General features: G+C 60.5%; 10 protein-coding genes. 5 read left to right on the top strand and 5 right to left on the bottom strand.

What is annotated here, in order from left to right; translation table 11 throughout:
* Positions 1-243 precede the first annotated feature (243 nt).
* From V1286_RS37390 to V1286_RS37380, 3 genes are read left to right on the top strand one after another with little or no spacing between them, the layout of a single operon-like run.
* The gene (locus V1286_RS37390; protein ID WP_334488882.1) at positions 244-2,931 is read left to right on the top strand and encodes a PD-(D/E)XK nuclease family protein; all 2,688 of its coding nucleotides are present in this window, start codon (positions 244-246) and stop codon (positions 2,929-2,931) included.
* Complete coding sequence (locus tag V1286_RS37385; protein WP_334488880.1) at positions 2,928-6,230, top strand: UvrD-helicase domain-containing protein; 3,303 nt, start codon at positions 2,928-2,930, stop codon at positions 6,228-6,230. The genes V1286_RS37390 and V1286_RS37385 overlap by 4 nt, the downstream gene beginning before the upstream one ends.
* A 7-nt stretch (positions 6,231-6,237) precedes the next feature.
* Positions 6,238-6,534: a hypothetical protein gene (locus V1286_RS37380; protein ID WP_334488878.1), complete on the top strand. Its 297-nt coding sequence runs from the start codon at positions 6,238-6,240 to the stop codon at positions 6,532-6,534.
* A gap of 94 nt (positions 6,535-6,628) precedes the next feature.
* On the opposite strand, the gene V1286_RS37375 is transcribed toward V1286_RS37380, so the two are convergent.
* Together V1286_RS37375 and V1286_RS37370 are read right to left on the bottom strand one after the other, a co-directional pair.
* The gene (locus V1286_RS37375) at positions 6,629-7,816 is read right to left on the bottom strand and encodes a toll/interleukin-1 receptor domain-containing protein (RefSeq protein WP_334488876.1); all 1,188 of its coding nucleotides are present in this window, start codon (positions 7,814-7,816) and stop codon (positions 6,629-6,631) included.
* A gap of 116 nt (positions 7,817-7,932) precedes the next feature.
* Entirely contained in the window at positions 7,933-8,613 is a 681-nt protein-coding gene (locus V1286_RS37370; RefSeq protein ID WP_334488875.1) for a hypothetical protein, read from the bottom strand.
* Between the two features lie 206 nt (positions 8,614-8,819).
* Between V1286_RS37370 and V1286_RS37365 the strand changes: the two genes are divergently transcribed.
* Both V1286_RS37365 and V1286_RS37360 read left to right on the top strand, forming a co-directional pair.
* A complete protein-coding gene (locus V1286_RS37365; RefSeq protein WP_334488874.1) occupies positions 8,820-9,260 on the top strand; it encodes a hypothetical protein in 441 nt (146 codons plus the stop codon).
* Positions 9,244-10,305, top strand: a complete 1,062-nt coding sequence (locus V1286_RS37360; protein ID WP_334488873.1) for a TIR domain-containing protein — start codon at positions 9,244-9,246, stop codon at positions 10,303-10,305. The genes V1286_RS37365 and V1286_RS37360 overlap by 17 nt, the downstream gene beginning before the upstream one ends.
* A 31-nt stretch (positions 10,306-10,336) precedes the next feature.
* Here V1286_RS37360 and V1286_RS37355 read toward each other — a convergent pair whose 3' ends face one another.
* Genes V1286_RS37355 through V1286_RS37345 form a run of 3 tightly spaced genes read right to left on the bottom strand, consistent with a single transcriptional unit; the run spans position 10,337 to position 13,912 of the window.
* Positions 10,337-12,481: a hypothetical protein gene (locus V1286_RS37355; RefSeq protein ID WP_334488871.1), complete on the bottom strand. Its 2,145-nt coding sequence runs from the start codon at positions 12,479-12,481 to the stop codon at positions 10,337-10,339.
* Positions 12,482-12,483: 2 nt separating this feature from the next.
* A complete protein-coding gene (locus V1286_RS37350) occupies positions 12,484-13,245 on the bottom strand; it encodes a PP2C family serine/threonine-protein phosphatase (RefSeq protein ID WP_334488870.1) in 762 nt (253 codons plus the stop codon).
* A complete protein-coding gene (locus V1286_RS37345) occupies positions 13,235-13,912 on the bottom strand; it encodes a vWA domain-containing protein (RefSeq protein ID WP_334488868.1) in 678 nt (225 codons plus the stop codon). The genes V1286_RS37350 and V1286_RS37345 overlap by 11 nt, the downstream gene beginning before the upstream one ends.
* Positions 13,913-14,019 lie beyond the last annotated feature (107 nt).

Below are 14,019 nucleotides of genomic sequence, written 5' to 3'. Positions count from 1 at the left end.
GAGAGGCTGACCATAACGAAGATTACCGCGGCGAGAATTCGATTTACGGCAGGCTATTGAATGAAGTTTTCCCGGAAATCTACAACCTTTGCGAGCGTCAAACAAGCATCCCGGCTCGGCAAAATGAACAACGTGGCTCCAACCAGCTTGCGAGTGGTCGCCTGAAAAACATCCAAGAAGATCGGACTTGCTTTTGGTGATCGGTGTTGTCTGCGATGATATATCTACCGTGCACGGCCGTAGGTGCTGGCCAAGCAAGTTGGCGGAGACGTGGGAGTTCGTTCGCTGCAAATCCGGACCACCATCATCGAAGGGTCTCTCGCCTACCAGATGCGCCGAGCAAAGGCGGCTCAGGCGAATGAGTGCGGCCTTCAGATCCTAAACCTACCGCAGCTTGCGGCGAGACTCGCGGGTGGCTTTGTTACGCCCGTCACGGTCGAGCAGCTCGACTTAGCTATCCAACGAGCGCTTGAGGAGGGAGGCTTCGCCGAACTGGAGGGCGTACGACACCTTCCGGGCATGACCCGGTCGGTCTCAAGGACCCTACGCAAGGTTTGGGACGCGGATTTCCGCCTCGAGACGGGTGCAGCCGGAGGCGTCCGCATCCGCGAGTTGGCTCTTATCGAAGAGCGAGTGCGGCGTCATCTGCCCTCCAGCATGATGCTGCCGCGTGATTTGCGGGATGCGGCCTTGGCGAGAACCCCTCACGCAGCACGGCTCGTCGGCCGTGTCACTATCGAGCGTCTCTCGTTCATCGCCCCCAATTGGCGCCCCCTGATCGAAGGTCTCGTCGAAAGAGTGCCGTTAGAGTGGCACGCTCCGATCCAAGCCGAGACGGATTGGTTTTCGGGGTCGGTTGTCCGCCTCGAGGCATCGGGTCATCAACAGGTCACCACCGCGGTCTCTTGCGCTGATCCGCGGCACGAGGTGGTCGAGAGCCTTCGTTGGGCTCGCCAACTGATCGCATCGGGCAAAGCGCACCCTCAGGAGATCACCATCGCATCCGCCGGTACCGCGGCTTGGGACGATCATTTCTATGCATCGACGGCGGACGCCGGATTAAGACTGCATTTCGTGCACGGCATTCCCGCCCTTGCTACCCGAGACGGTCAACGAGCGGCGGCGCTGGCGGATGTCCTGCTGCACGGCCTGAGCCAGTCGCGCGTGCGACGTCTCGTCTCCTTGTGCCGGGGCGAGGGCGGCGCCCTTGACGAACTTCCTCAGGGATGGCTGTCGTCGATCCCGCGCGGAGCGGCGTTGGCCCAGCTCGAGGATTGGCGCCGCGCGATTTCGATGGCCATTCTAGGCGATGCGTCCTTGGTAGCGATACAAGGCGCCATCCCCATATTGGAAACGTTGGCAAGGGGGATTACGGCCGCTCAACAGGCGTCCGACCTCCTTCTGCGTGGCCGTTCGGCCCAGCTTTGGCAAGCTGCCCTGCGTACGGCGCCGCCCGACGCGGTCGAGTTCGCCCTGCAAAACGCGCGTTTCCCGTCGGAGAACGACGCGGCTGATTCGATCGCTTGGTGCGCTGCGCGGGATCTCGCGAGCGCGCCCCGCCCTTACACGCGGCTGCTTGGGCTCACGAACCGGGGCTGGCCGCGACGCTCCGGGGAGGATTCCATTCTCCCCAACCACCTGCTGCCCGCGAGTGAATTTGACGTCGATCCGACGGCAAAGGCGGATCGGCGGCATTTCGAAGCCATCATCGCCGGAGCCGCCTGCGAGGTGGTGTTGTCGCGGAGCCGTCGGAGCGCGCAAGGTAGCCGTGTCGGAAGAAGCCCGTTGCTGCAGGACCGGCCGGAGATTCCGCTGTCGCGAGCGCGCGTCCCCGAACACGCCTGGAACGAAGCCGACCGCTTGATGGCTCGACCGGCGGACTCAGCGAAGGTTGATCGGATTAGATCGGCGAACGCATGCTGGACGAGCTGGCACGAAGAAGGTCTTACGACGCACGACGCACAGTTTTCCGCAGACCATCCCGCGATGCGACGGGCGATCGACCGTGTGCAGTCGGCGACTTCGCTTCGGCTCATGCTGCAGGATCCCATGGGGTTCGTTTGGCGTTACGCGCTTGGTTGGCGAACCCCGCAGGAACGCGAACAACCCCTCTCGATTGCGCCTGACGCCTTTGGCAAGTTGGTTCACGAGTTGCTGCGGCGTGCGGTCGACTTGCTCGAACCTCGGCCGGGCTATGCGCGAGCATCGGATCAGGAGATCGCAGACGCGCTCGAGGACGCTGCTCGAGTGGTGCGAGAAGCATGGCCGCTCGAAGGTCCGGTGCCACCGAGTTTGCTTTGGAAGAATACGGTGGACTATGCCGCGTCCCTGGCGCTCGTCGGATTGCTGCGCAAGGAGATCGCGGAAACGACCACGCGAAGTTGGACTGAAGTTCCGTTCGGACAGCCCGAAGGTTTCGTCGCAGGACGGGAACTGCCTTGGGACGCCACGGCGCCGGTTTCCGTGCCGAACACGCCCATCCGTCTTCGAGGCACCATCGATCGCCTAGACTTGCGAACCGCGCCGGCCGCTGTGCGCGTGACGGACTATAAGACAAGCGAGCCCCCGAGAAATGCCGCGCGCATCACCATCGGAAGAGGCTCCGAATTGCAGCGTGCGCTCTATGGTCTCGCGTGCCGTCAGCTCCTGCCGGGCGACCCGCAGATCGTCGCCAGACTCCTCTACCTGCGCGGCGAACAATCAGCACACCGGCTCCAAGACCTCGACGGCGCCATCGAACAGATCGCAGCCTTCGTCAATGTTGTGGTTGCCATGCTGATGCGGGGCACCGCCGTACCAGGCCCGAACTCCTTCGAACGGACTAACGATCTGCGATTGGCGCTCCCCGCTTCTCCCGGCTATCAGCGGCGCAAGCGACTGGCCTTCGGCAAGGCGAGCGAAAGCATCGCACGGCTGTGGAGTTCGGAATGACTTTCGTGGTCGATAATGCCGAGCGCATGCGAGCTTTGACGGACCTCGATTCCACGCTGCTGGTGGAAGCCGGTGCTGGAACGGGAAAGACTTCTCTTCTCGCCGGCCGCGTCGTGATGCTGCTGGCGTCCGGCATATCGCCGGGCTCGATCGTCGCCATTACGTTCACCGAGCTTGCGGCCGGCGAACTACGTCATCGCATTTCGGACTATCTGGACGCCCTGCTCGACGGCAGCGTTCCCCGCGAACTTCGGCTTTGCCTACCCGATGGCCCGACGCCCGAACAAAGGCGATCGCTGGTGGCGGCTTCCGAACGGCTCGACGAGTTGACTTGCGGAACGATCCATTCCTTTTGTCACGATCTCCTGCTGTCTAATTCGGTGGAAGCCGGAATCGATCCGGGCGCGGAGGTGCTCGACGCGGACCAAGCGGATTTCGTGTTCGATTCGACTTTCGATCGATGGTGGCGGGATCGGCTCGATCGACCTCTTCCGGTGGCGGACGACCCAGTCGCGTCGGTGGCCCGTAGAAATCCTACAGGCGCCGAAGAGCTGTTGCGGAGATTTGCGAAGTTCCGTCGACGCTATCGTTCGGCCAGGCCCCTGCCCTCGGACCTCGACGCTGCGGCGGATCTGGAATTCGTGGAGAGCGTTCGTGAATTCCGTCGCTGGTGCGATCACGTCGACGTTCCGCCCGAAGCCGATCCGGATATCGTCGCTCTTGAGACGCTGGCCTCTCACTTCGGGGGAGCTTTCGATCCCCTTCCCGGCTTCGAGCGGCTCTGGGAATTGGCCCATCCACCGAGCCTGGCCATCATGCGCAAGGACGCGTTCGCCTTGCGCGATTACAGGCGCCGCTCCTTGTGGCGGAGGGCGGCCGGGCGAGAAGACGGCGATCGCCTGGCAGATCAGGCGGAGGAATACTACGTCCGATGTCGGACGGCATACGGGGCGTTGATGGGTCGGATCGCGACCGCGATCATCGGCAGTTTTTCGATCGAGCTGGACGGCGTGCTGGAAGCTTACGAGGCCTTCAAACGACGCGCCGCCGTTTTGGACTTCGATGATCTTCTGTACATCTGCCGCCAGGTGCTGCGCGATTTTCCGGTCGTGCGAAACACGGCCGGCGAGCGGTTCTCTCGAATTCTCGTCGACGAATTCCAGGATACCGACCCCGTTCAGGCAGACATTATTTTTCTGCTGTGTTCCGGCGCCGCGGATGCGACGGCGTGGCACAGGAGATCGCTGAGGCCGGGACAGCTTTTCGTAGTTGGCGATCCCAAGCAGGCAATCTACCGATTCCGGGGTGCCGATCTCGCAACCTATCTGACGGTGCGGCAGGCCATCGAAGATCAATTTCCAGGCAATGTCGTCCGAGTATCGGCGAACTTCCGCTCACGCGATTCGATCCTTCATCACATCAACAACTGCTTCTCGCTGCATCTGTCGCAGCAGGAAGCCGGTTACATCGCGTTGCAAGGCACTCGCAGCGTGTCCGACCAAGTCTTGCCTGGCGTCGCGAAGGTATCCGTCGAGCTACCTCCAGAGACGCGGGTCGCCAGCGCGCGCGATGAAGAAGCCCGCGTCGTCGCCGAACTCTGCGCTCGGCTGATCGGGAATGTCGAATTGAGGCTCAACGACGGTAAGGTTCGACGACTGGCCCCCGGCGACATAGCGCTATTGGCTCCTGTCTCGACGGATCTGTGGCGATACGAACGCGCTCTGGAGGAGGCTGGCCTGCCCTTCGCCTCGCAGGCCGGCAAAAACCTCTTCAAGAGACAGGAAGCCCAGGACTTGGTGGCACTGGTCAGGGCGCTGGCCGACGCCCGAGATACCCTCGCCCTCGGATCCCTATTGCGCGGACCGTTGGTTGGCCTGACCGAGCGCGAGCTTCTGAACATCACTGGCGGCCTGCCGCCGTCGGAGGATCCCGACCAAATCACCGGACTGACGCTCCTGACCGATCCGGCGACTGTTCAGCACGATACCGCACGCGAAGTCCTCGGCGTTCTCCGCGATCTTCGTAGACGCGTGAACGGCACCAGTCCGGCGCTGATCCTTGCAGAAGCGATCGAGCGACTGCACGTACGCACCATCGTGGCTGCGCGCAGCGCGGACCAGTCCGTCAGATCCCTAGCAAACATCGATGGATTGCTCGAGCGCGCCCGTAGCTACAGGGTCCGCGGATTCGCGCAGTTCGCGAGGGACATCGACGAAGAGTGGTCGGGCGGATCGAGCTCCGCGGAAGGCATGGTCGAGGCCGATGGACAATCGATCGAGATCGTCACCGTTCACAGTTCGAAGGGCCTCGAGTGGCCAGTGGTCATTCCAATCAACCGTGCATCCATGCCGCGGCGCGCCGAGACCTTCGTGTATCGGCGCAGCGACGAGAGTCTTCATTGGGCGCTCGGTCAAATAATTCCACCGAGCTTGGGGGACGCCCTTCTGACGGAGGAGGCCGAAAAGCGAGCTGAAAACTTGCGGCTTCTTTACGTCGCCTGCACTCGGGCGATGGAGTCATTGATTATACCGGACTTCACCTGGAGCAACGACGAATCGTGGGCCAAGCTGTTGAGCTTCCGACCGGACACGATACCGGAGCTGAATGTCTCGCGCTTTCCCCGAGCCAGCATTTCTCCGCCGAGTGCGGCCGAAAATCTGCAGAGCGCGGAAGTATTCGCGGAGGAGCAATCGCGGCTCGAGGCTTTGCCGAAGGTTCGGTGGATCACACCGAGCGATGGCGATCCCGACGTGATCACGGAACAGCTCTCGTCGGAAGTGCACGAAGAAGAGCCACTTCGTCCCCCATCGACTCTGGAGGGCGGCCGCATCCGCGGCATACTTCTGCACAAACTGATGGAAGAGCTGGTGACCGGCGAACTGGAAGAGAGCCAGGAAATGGCGACTTCGAGAGCCGCGCGGCTGCGCGACCAACTATTTTCCGTGTCGTCATCCACCGCGCCCGTGGATGCGATTGAGCTTGCGAGTACAGCGCTCAACACCCTCCGGCTGCCCGACATCAAGCCCTTTCGCAATCGGCTGATGGCGGAGGTACCGATCTACGCAATCGGCCCGGCGGGCCCAGGTGATTTGATCGCCGGCCGGGCGGACGCGGTCGCAGAAGCCGCCGACGGCAGCATGGTCGTGTTCGACTGGAAGAGCGACATTTCCCCCAAAGAAGCCGACCGTTCAGCGTACAGGCAGCAGTTGGCGCAATATCTTCACGCAACCGGGGCACAGCGCGGAGCCGTCGTCTACATGACGTCCGGTCGCGTTGACTGGGTGACGGTTCCCGCTTGAACGGCTCATGATTGATCATATCGGACCCGCAGCTGACGCAGCATCAGATCGGCAGAAAGCCGTCTACCGCGACTCACGTACAAAAGGCCAACTTATCCAGGGTGAGCAGCGCCTGCAACGCGCGCACAAGCGTGTACGTGTACGTCTCCGCCGCTGCCGCACCGTGGCCAACGGCATGGCGGGAACTGGCGTTACCGGTGGTGCCGACGGGGTGGAGCCGCGATTGGCGGAGGTGATGGCGGCAGCCAACTATCACCTTGTGCGTGGCGGGCATCAGCGGCTTGAAGTTTGGGCGAGCGCGTGAGTGCTGCAAGCCTGATCATGCCTGCGGCAGAGCCGCCTCAACGCTCCGGGCGCCGATCTTGCCAGGGTCGTCCCTTTCGGTGACCAGAATATTTTCAAGCTCGGCTCTTCACAAATCGCCGCATGTTCTGGTTGCCGACGATTCGAAAAACGGCCCACGGCGCGGTGCCGATGCCCTGGTAGTCCACAATGAGAGACCGCTCTAGCAAATAATAAGTGGTCGAGTTCAACCGGCGTGGCTCCCATTCATATCGCTTTGCGATTTCTTCGCAGTTATCGGGAAACTTCGGGTCGCTCATGACGTCGGCCGCCAACCGGAGCGCATCATCGGCCGTGTTCCAAGCTTTCCAGTAACGGTCGAATTCAGCGAAAAGCGCCCCTTCGACCAGGACGGAGCCAGTCGAAATCCGTAGAAAGCCCGAAAGCTCATGAAGGGCATCTTCAGTGTCTTCGACGCTGAGGCCTAGTTCCTTGGCGAGATCCTCGACTTCGCAGATCGGATCGCCGAATAGGCCGTCTTTGGATTTTTTCACGAAGTAGCGAGCAATCGTATTGGCAGCCGCCGAGTAGCCGGTTTGTGATGCCTGACTGGTTAGCACCGCCGCGGGCGCCGGTCCGCGTGGGGGCTTTCGGGTTACACCGTGAATATCATTGATCAACTGGGCGATGTCGGCACCGGTTGTAATCGCCGCGGAGGCAATGCCCGACAGCAAGGGCGGTAGTTCGGACGCTGGAAGGTCATGACGAACGGGAAGAAAGCGGCATTGGTCATTCAGCTTGCGAACCAGGGCGGCATCCATTTCCTGATTGACCCAAGGCTTCTTGATCGAACGCGGCGTCAGCAATGCCAAAAAGTGCGTGCAGCCGGCTATTCCCTCGTCGATTTTCTGACGAAGGCAGTCGCCGGTCGAAATGCACCATTTGTCCCACCACACTTCGATGCCGGCGCCCTCCAGCGCCTCGGCGACTCGTCGCGCGATGTCAATGTCGTCGGACGTATAACTGATAAAGACGCGCGGGTGGCTTTCTGGTGCCGCGCCGGTTTCAGCCATTGATTCGCCCCCCAGCCGCTCGTTGACCAGCGCAACAAGGGCTGGCGAGCCTTCGACGTGGATTTTCAGATCGTCGAGGCTGTTGCCACGAACAACGATCGTCGGGAATTCCCCTGTATCCGGATCGCGGATGTTGCCAACTTTCTCGCGAATATGTTCGCGAACACTCTCCAACACCGATGCCATGACGGCGTCCTTGAGGTTGCTGGGATCGAGCGCCTTGCCACCCATTGAAAATCTAATCACTGGCAAACCTCTCCGCCGAGAATCGCTGTTTCATGAAACAGCGGAAGGGTCCGTTGCGATAGTCCCTTTCTGCCTTGCATCACGATCCGGAAATCGACGAATCACATCGCCGGCAGGAATTGCAGGACCCCATCTGAAACCCGCGTTAAATTTGTCGCCGGATCAACGATGAGAATAGGGACGCCGGGATAAAGGTCGTTCCACTTCGAAGCCCCGTTTGTCCACGCGGCGGCGCTGGGAGACAGCCAACCGGTCAAGGTGATGATGTCGGCGTACCGCTGGGCCAGCGGAAGCCCCAGGATCGGCTCGTAATGGGCGACGCGGTTTCGCAAGGCCCGAAAATTTTCGAGCTGGAGAGCGATGTCTTTCCGCTGGATGCCGGTGGTCTGGAAGATCGGGCGCAAATGTTGCCAGAGGTGATTGCTGTGCCTACCGAAAAGCGAACTCCAGAAGCCGAAATTGAGCTCGGCCACCATCTGGCCGTGAGTGCCGGCTTTGCGGTTGCGTGCCAGCTGGTCACGGGCTTTAACCACGCAGTCCTGCTGGTAGTGGTGGCGCAGGGCCTGGGGGTCATCCATCCAGTCTAAGCCATAGACCGCACTCAGTTTGCGATCGGCGACATTGCGAATCGCCACCTCGAGCATATGTAGGGGCCCGTACAGCGCCTCTGACAGCTGGACATTAAAGGTGTATAGTCGGCGGGCGAGAGCATCATCCTGGCCGGCCCATAGCCGGTAAGTGCTGAGACGGTCAGCCGAAATGGCATCTACAAATGTCGGCATGGCCCCCTGAAAACCCTTGAACTTTTCCCCTTCATACCCTACTATATACAGGTACGCCCCGTTTGGTCCCTGCGCTTGCATACCTTCGGGGCAAGCTTTTTAAGGGCCCGGTAGAGCATTTGCTCCCGGGCCCTTTGCTTTAGATTCCGCTGGATAAGCCCAGAACCGGGCATTGGCGCGGTTCCGTCTTTGTTCTAAAGTGCAGCATGCCGCTGTCCCCCGAGAAAATTGCTGACCTGAGGTTGAAACACCTGGAGATGATCCAGGCGGTGGTTGGCCGCATGTCGTCGCAATGCGCCACCCTGAAGAACTACTGCGTCACCATCTCGGTTGCGGTAGCAGGCTTCGCCATCACGCTGCAGCGCCCGATCGTGGCGCTGCTGACGCTGGTGCCGATCTTGTCCTTCTCATTCCTGGACGCCCGGTATCTCCAGCTGGAGCGCCGATTCCGGGAGAGGTTCGACGCGGTTACCGCGGAAGGCTGGGACACGCCGCCGACCTTCAGCATGGGCAACAGGGCCAACCCGGTTTCGCCATACTGGTCTGCGTTCTTCAGCTGGTCGGTCGCAGGATTCTACCTGCCGCTCGCAATCGTGGCGGTCGCGGCGGTAGCCATTGCAAGGCAGGTCTATGACAAACTCTTATGATAAAAATGCGTTGGTAAACGCGCTGCTCGGCAATTCGACGCTGCCCAAGCCGGAATCGCCTTTTGGCTCGCTGCTGCGCAGCACTGAATTTGGTTCTCTCTTTAATCCTCCACCTGCCCCGACGCCACCACCGCAAAACGCTCTGGCGGGGTTGCTCGGCATGATTGGACAGCCGTCTTCGCCTCCGCCAAACGCGCTGTCGGGCTTGTTCTCGCCGTTCGCGCCGTCCACCCCCTCCACCAACGCGCTGGCCCAGAACCCCTTCTCCCCTTCTACGACGTTTGCCGACCTGATTGCTCCGCCGGCAACGCCCTCCAGGCCCCTTCCCAGGCTATTTGACCTCGTTGCTCCACCGGTAGCGCCAGCCAGGCCGGCGCCCATCTACGCGCCGGCAACGATCAAGCGGAAGGGGTTCTTCTCCTTCCACTACGCCGACATCCTCCGCGTCAATAACGTGCGCAACGCCTGGAAGATCAATGCCCCCGGCCGGGAGGACAAGCGCCAGTTCTTCGATCGCTCCCTATGGGAATCCGTCCAGCGCAAGAACCCGGAAGGTCTAAAAAACCTGATCCGTAGCGGCATGGCCCACGCTTCCGCGGTCTGCGTCCTCGTAGGTAGCGAGACCTGGAGCCGGCCCTGGGTCAGGTATGAAATCGCACGGTCGGTCATCGACAAGAAGGGCCTGCTCGCGGTCCACATCAACAGCCTGAGGCACCATCAGCGCCTGGCGCCCGGTGTCCACGGCGATAATCCTCTCGACTTCATGGCCGTCGGCTGCCCCAAGCAGGGCGTCTATTTCCTCTATGAGCGCGTGTTACGGCAGGTCGTGCAATACGGGCAGACGACCTGGGAGTGGCAGTGGGAGAAGTACAGCAAGTTCAGCTCACCCGTGCCGCTGCCGAAATACATGCAGGCGAACCCGCCAAAGGTCGGCTTTCTTGTGCCGCTTTCCAACGTCACGGCCATTTACGACTACGTTGCCGAGGAAGGTCACAAAAACATTGGCGCGTGGATCGACACCGCGGCGTTGCGGGCAGGCCGCTAGGCTGCCCTGCGAACGAGCGCTCTCGACAATCCTAGTTGCGCGAGCCGGTGCAAGCTGGATAACGGCTACATCCCCAAAAGCTTCGGCCCGCCTGCCGCCCGCGCCGGGCAAGCCGACGCCTCATCGGTGAGCCACACCGTGGACAGTTCGGCACTCCTTGAGATGTTGTTGCAGTCGCGGGTGTCGAAGGCGGCGCCGCCGGGGTTGCCGTCGCCTTTCGAGTTATTGTGACGGGCGCGGAGAATGGAACAGGCACGCCGAGCAGCTGAAGGTTATGAGCGGCCTTCGAGCGCTCACCAAGAGCGGCCATGAGCGGCTGATCGACTGTCTGGGCGCGTATCGCGACGCGCTGTGGGCCTGACTGAAGGGCAGCGAGGCCTGAATTTATCTTGGATTGCAGATCGGCTCGCTTGACGGCCCAGGCTGACCGAACGGCGTTCTCCGCCTGTGCATCAGATGGGCTGGGTGCCGGGTCGTATCGAAACCTAGCCTCATGTGCACGCCGCCAGGACATCATCTTGGCGGTCATGGCCTCGCCAAAGCCTGGAACGGCCCGCACTGCGGTTTCGTTCACGTCAGCAGCGGTTTCGATACCAAACGAAGCAAGGGTGGCAGTTTTAGCCGGCCCTATACCCGAGATCTTCGCGGCTCGAATCGGGAAGCGATCGAGAAAAGCGTCGCGCTGTCGCGCCTCTCTGGTCGATCTTAGGTTCGCTAAGTCACGGTTGAGGCTTGTATCGAGCTGGCGGTACTGAGCAATCCACGTGTCGAGGTCGTCGCGAACGCCGTATAGCTCGGTGAGGCCGATACGCTGCAGAAAGGCGGTTTCCGCTTCCCGCGCCCGTTGGTCAGCGAGCGTAAACGCGCTCCTGAACGGTCCCGCATCGATACCCCCACCAAACAGCTTGTACAGACCAAAGGCGCCAAGCCCCAGCCAGACAATTGCTAGAGGAGAAAGAATGACCAGCCCCGCTCCGGCAGCGATGAGCGCAGCCACCCCTGCCGCCTTGTTTGCCATGACGTCGCGCTTGGCACTCGCAATGGCGCCGTCCGTGCCGAATGTGCCGACCCATTTGGGAATGAGACTTGCGGGCTGAGGTAAGGAGACCGCGCGAATCTGAGCCCAAATGCGCTCGACGTCGAAAGTCCCGGTTGGTGGAACGGGAGTGTCGCCACCCAGAAAGTCTGGGAACATGTCGACGCCTGATTGGACAGTCAGGCGACACCAAACACACTCGTGCGCGGCGGATGGGTAGTAGTGAGTCTTGACCTTCGTGCAATGGCTAAGCTTGGCTTCAAAGTCTTTGAGCAATGAAACCCAAGTTGCGGCATCGGGTCGTGCCGCAGGCTCTAATCCGAATGCTGCCTCGAATGCTTGCCCAATCGGCGCCGGAAAATCTTTGAGGGTGATGGAGCCAGGTGGCGGTGTGGTGCGGGTTTGCGCCTGGCGGACGATCGAAAATGCGAAGCGGTTCTGCGCAATGGCTTCGCCCATCGTGAGGTCTGGCCCCGCGAATCGTCCCGCATAAGGATGCTTGCCCATCGCCAAAAGCTGAAAAATGGCGACGGCTAGCCCGAAATGGTCCTGAGCCTTCGTTCTGGTGACGGTCTTTAAGTCGCGCCCTTGCAATTCAGGGGGCGTAAAGTCTGGAACACCCACCACGCAGGGGTAAGCACGCCCGTTGATAGTAAACTGGAAGCTATCGGCGTCGATCAACGCAACGGTGGCCCCTTCTGAAACGAGCACACCAGAATGGTTAAAGTCACCGATGACGCATCCCGTTTGATGGATTGTTCCTACAGCCCGCGCGACGTTGAGTGCGGCGTGAATGAGGTGCCGGTAATCCGCTTTGGGATATCGAAGCTTGCGGGACTTCGGGCTATAGAGTTCATGCATTGGCCAAAAAGCTTTGACCAACCGCATCGTAAAACCCCGGAAGCCACCCGTCAGATCGGTGATGATTTCCGAAGGGAATGCTACCAGTTCCGTAGATGCCGCGAGCGCGCCGTTGACCATGGCGCGGACCTTCGGCTCGCGACTACCACGCAAGCTGTCCTTGTAAATCTTCACAGCCTGATCGGGCAGATTTTCGACGAGAAAGACTTCGCCTTCACCGCCTTTGCCTACCAGTTTGCCTAGCTTGTATGTTTTGCCCCCGATCTTGACCGACTGCATAATCAGACACCCGAAAGCAAGACGAGCGTTTTGTCGTCGTCGGTTCGGTCGCAGACAGGGGGACTATCGAGATATTGCCCCAGCGCCAGCGACAGTTTCGTGAGTCTGCCGCTCTCTGGCGACTGATCGACCGGCCGGATCATCGGCTCGAAAAAGCGAGCGTGAGGCTGAACTGTGGCGTGCTCAAGTGCGAGATTTTCAATTCCGTCCGAAAAGAGAGCGAATGCATCGTGCTCTAGCGGCAGTCTAGCTGTCCGGAGCCGCACTTCCGGATCGTCCGTAACGAAAAAAGTTGAAGATGCAAATTCGCCATTCTCGGGCCAGCAGATCGCCTCCCATATGCCAGCACGGCGCCCGACCAGAGCGCTGTCACCAACCTGAAGAGAGAGGAGCTGACCATCCTTCACCACGAGCAAAACCAGAGTCGCTGCAAACTGCCGGCGTGTAAGGCCTCTCTTGGTTGCAGCCTTGGCGAGTTGGTCGCGCAGTTCGTCGAGCCAGCCCATAATCTGCTCGTCGTTTGGCAAGGCCTGACCGGGCGTCAACCACGCCCGCATTTTGACCATGAGAGAGCGGCAGACGAGCGAAGCCCCCTCCCCGCCATGACTCGCGCTGCCAGCGCCGTCTGCGACGACGACGCAAATTGCGTTTTCCGGGAGGCTGGAGACCGAATAAGCATCTTGCTTCCTGGTCCCCGCCCGCAGGTGGGATGTGCCAGTTCTGGAAGCAGCAGCCCAACGCCAGCGGGTGGGATTAGCCGGCAAAGGCCCAACCGTTCGGAGCCGTGGGATTGACCAATGGCGGCTCGTCGTCAGGGCCCGATTTGGACACCGCGCTTAGCGAACCCGACAACCATAAGAACAGTTCGCGGAAAGCCAGTCCCTTAAGTTTGAGCGGTTGCCGTACTGCAATCTGCGACAAGATTGACAGGTCCGCGCCCTCGACCCCAACCGCATAGAAGAGAACTTCTTTGCGCCCTTCACTCTCATGGACGCGGTGTTTGGCTTCTTGCCAACTGTCGGTAGGCGCCCCGTCCGTGATCAAGAAAATCCAGGGCCGATTGTATTTGATGCCATTTGCGCGATAGCGGTCTTTACGTGCACGTAGCATGTCGAGTGCTTGGACAATGGCTTCGCCCATCGGCGTGGCGCCGCTTGCTTCAAGCATCTCTGGAAAATAGCCGTCAACCGTCTTGAAATCAGCCCGGGTCTCGACTGGGCCGAAGGTCACGATAGCGAGTTCAACTCGTTTGGCGGCCATTGGATCGTTCTGCAAGTCTTCCTTGAACGCCAAGAGCCCTTCATTGAGCTGCCGAATTGGCTCGCCACGCATCGACGTGGAGGTGTCCAGCAAGAGGATACAAGGACAACGCTGCTCAGGATTTTCTGCAAATTCTGCATCCGCAAATGGCTGCTGCTCAAAGTCGTTCACATCATCCTCCATCGCCCTCTAGGGCACCTTGGCATCCGACAAATCAGGCCGATCTTTACCTACTATTCCGAGAACAGGACACACTTTTATACCTAAAGGTTATTGGA

Source organism: Bradyrhizobium algeriense (genome assembly GCF_036924595.1).
Lineage (GTDB): Bacteria > Pseudomonadota > Alphaproteobacteria > Rhizobiales > Xanthobacteraceae > Bradyrhizobium > Bradyrhizobium algeriense.
This window is presented reverse-complemented; position numbering and strand designations above follow the sequence as displayed.